Genomic DNA, 2,704 nt, shown 5'->3' with positions numbered 1-2,704 from the left:
GCCGACCGCTCCTTCGCCAAGGAGATGGAAGTCGCCGCGAACCTGGTGAAGGCCGGCGCGCTCACCGTCGCCCTCGCCTAACTTTTCTGGCCGTGGGACAGTGCCTGCGTCTTATACTTCCCTCCCCCTCAAATCCATCATCGGAGGTCAACCGTGAAGAAAGTCATCGGCGCGGTCCTCGGTGTCGTCCTCGTCCTGGGGTGGTGGAGCTTCAAGTCGTGGTTCAGCGGCGACAGCGGCGGCGGCGCCGTGAATGGTATCCCGGCGAAAGTCTGGGAAGGCGGCGGCCACCAAGTCACCTACACCGTGAACGGCTCGGGCGCGATGCGCGTCTCGGCGTGGTTCTCTGGCCACGACGCCGGCAACAGGCAGGAGACCCGCTCGCTCGAGACCTGGGAAAAGCTCGACGCCGGCACGCGGACGTTCCTCATCGACGCGCCGCGCGATTCCGGCGCCACCTTCGACGCCACCATCGAAGCTCCCAAGATCGGCGACACCATCTCGATGACCGTGAGCGCCGACGGCCGCGAGCTCTGCACCGACTCGCAGACCCTCCGCGAGCCCCTCAAGCCCGGCTACGCCTTCGGGGTGCAGTGCGAGATCGACGACTTCGCCTCGAACCAGGAAGGCGGCGTCTCGGACGACGAGTAGCCCGCCTCACGCGCCGGAGTGCGCGTGCTGGTGCACCTTCTGGTGGTCCTCGATCGACTCCAGGTGCGTGGTCACCTGCATCGCCACGCCGAGCGCCGCCGGCAACTGCTCCTCCAGCGCGGTCGCGCGCCGGTGCGCCTCGCCCACCGCGGTCCCATAGGGGAACAGCAGGTGCACCTCGACCAGCACGCGGTAGCCCGTCGTGCGGAAGCGCAGCCCGTGGTATTGCACGTCGAGTTCCCGGCTCAGCCGCTCCATCGCTGCGTTCAGCCGCTCGCCCAGTTCGGGGTCGGAGTAATCCATCAGGCCGCGCGCCGACCGCCACACCAGGTGCCCGCCCGACCACAGGATGTTCAGCGCCACCGCGATGGCGCACAGCGGGTCCAGCGCCTTCCAGCCCGTCAGCAGCACCAGCCCCAGGCCCGCGACCACGCCGAAGCTCGTCCACGAATCGGTCAGCACGTGCTTCCCGTTCGCCTCCAGGATGAGCGAGCCGTTCCTGCGGCCCGTGCGCACCAGGTACCAGCCCAGCCAGGCGTTCACCAGCGACGCGCCCAGCACGAACAGCGTCCCCATTCCCAGGTTCTGCAGCTCCAGCCCGGCGAGCCACTTCTGCACCGCGGTCACGATGATGTACACCGCGGCGATGATGATCATCGCGCCTTCGAATCCCGCCGAGAAGAAGTTGATGCGCTCGTAGCCGTACGGAAAACGCTGGTCGGCCGGCCGCGTGCTCAGGTGCAGGCTGAAGGCCGCGAATCCGACCGCGATGACGTGGATCACGCTTTCGGCGGCGTCGGAGAGGATGGCCGCCGATCCGGTGAGCCAGTACGCGCCCACCTTCCCCGCCAGCATCGCGAAGCCGAACAGCAGCGAGAGCCGCATGGCGAAGCGGTTGTCGCGCTGCGCAGCCGGCGAGAGGTCGGCGATCGGCTCCATGCCGGCATCGTAGACAGCCGGCCTGCTCGCGGTCTGTGATGCGCGGCACAGCGCGTCGTTACTGCGCGGGCCCCGCCAGCCCGAGCTCGCCCGCGATGCCCTTCATCGCCTCGATGCAGAACGCGATGTGCTCTTCGAGCTCGATGCCCAGCTCCTCCGCGCCCTTGGTGATGTCTTCCCGCGAGACCGAGCGCGCGAAGGCTTTGTCCTTCATCTTCTTCCGCACCGATTTCGCTTCCACCTCGGCCAGCGACTTGTTCGGCTTCACCAGCGCGGTCGCCGTGATGAACCCCGCCAGCTCGTCGCACGCGAACAAGGCGTGCTCCAGCTTCGACTCGCGCTTCACGTGGGAGTACTCGGCGTGCGAGAGGATCGCCCGCCGGAACCACTCCGGGTAGCCGCGTTGCTCCAGGATCTTCGAGCCGACGAAGGGATGCTCTTCCGCCGAGGGATGCTTCTCGTAGTCGAAGTCGTGCAGCAGCGCGACGCATCCCCAGTCGTTCTCGTCCTCGTCGAACTTGCGCGCGTACGCGCGCACGCACGCTTCCACCGCCAGCGCGTGCTTGCGCAAGCTCTCGGATTGCGTGAATTCGCACAACAGCTTCCAGGCGGCAGCGCGGTCTATCGTTGCCATAGAGATCCTTCGCTTCGCTCAGGATTTCGGCTGCGGGCTCCCGGCCGCCGCGGCGGCCTCACGCCCGCAAAGCACCTCAACTTCCAGGCTTCGTTCCGGTCGATCGTCATGGCGTCGAGTCTACAAAAAGTCCCTTCTTCCTCGTCTCTCGTTTCGCGCGATCCCGCACCTCGACAACGAGGAACGAGAAACCGAACGAGAAACCGGTCCTTACGATGTACTCAGAGAGTAAACCGGGCACACCGCCGCGCTTTCCTAGGGTTTTCTCCGTGTTTTCTCCGGATATCGTCCGATATCTTCCGGATTCTTCCTTGTTTCACGCGCACTTTTCAGTTGACAGCCGTGTTCATACTCCCTAGATTACCCACAGCTTGGGTCGTGGTGTATCGCGAGCCGAGCTGGTGAGCGCCCGCTCTGGCACTCCCACAACTGGATGGCCACGACTCTCGCGCCCGTAGATTCACGGGAAGTGGTGAGATG

At 65.8% G+C, this 2,704-nt stretch carries 3 protein-coding genes; 1 reads left to right on the top strand and 2 read right to left on the bottom strand.

Annotated elements, in window-relative coordinates; translation table 11 throughout:
• Window positions 1-153: 153 nt before the first annotated feature.
• A complete protein-coding gene (locus tag VLA96_13300) occupies window positions 154-651 on the top strand; it encodes a hypothetical protein (protein HSE50176.1) in 498 nt (165 codons plus the stop codon).
• Window positions 652-657: 6 nt separating this feature from the next.
• Here the strand turns inward: VLA96_13300 and VLA96_13295 are convergent, their stop codons facing one another.
• Together VLA96_13295 and VLA96_13290 are read right to left on the bottom strand one after the other, a co-directional pair.
• Window positions 658-1,590, bottom strand: coding sequence for a cation diffusion facilitator family transporter (locus VLA96_13295; GenBank protein HSE50175.1), 933 nt, complete (start codon window positions 1,588-1,590; stop codon window positions 658-660).
• A gap of 58 nt (window positions 1,591-1,648) precedes the next feature.
• A complete protein-coding gene (locus VLA96_13290) occupies window positions 1,649-2,224 on the bottom strand; it encodes an HD domain-containing protein (GenBank protein ID HSE50174.1) in 576 nt (191 codons plus the stop codon).
• Window positions 2,225-2,704: the final 480 nt, after the last annotated feature.

The sequence above is a fragment of the Terriglobales bacterium genome (assembly GCA_035457425.1).
Classification (GTDB): domain Bacteria; phylum Acidobacteriota; class Terriglobia; order Terriglobales; family Acidobacteriaceae; genus JACPNR01.
Note: the sequence above shows the minus strand (reverse complement) of the source record. Positions and strands in the feature narration are given on the sequence as shown.

Coding starts and splice junctions, on each gene's coding strand:
- VLA96_13295 (HSE50175.1), bottom strand. CDS start 1,590: ATGGAGCCGATCGCCGACCTCTCGCCGGCTGCGCAGCGCGACAACCGC.
- VLA96_13290 (HSE50174.1), bottom strand. CDS start 2,224: ATGGCAACGATAGACCGCGCTGCCGCCTGGAAGCTGTTGTGCGAATTC.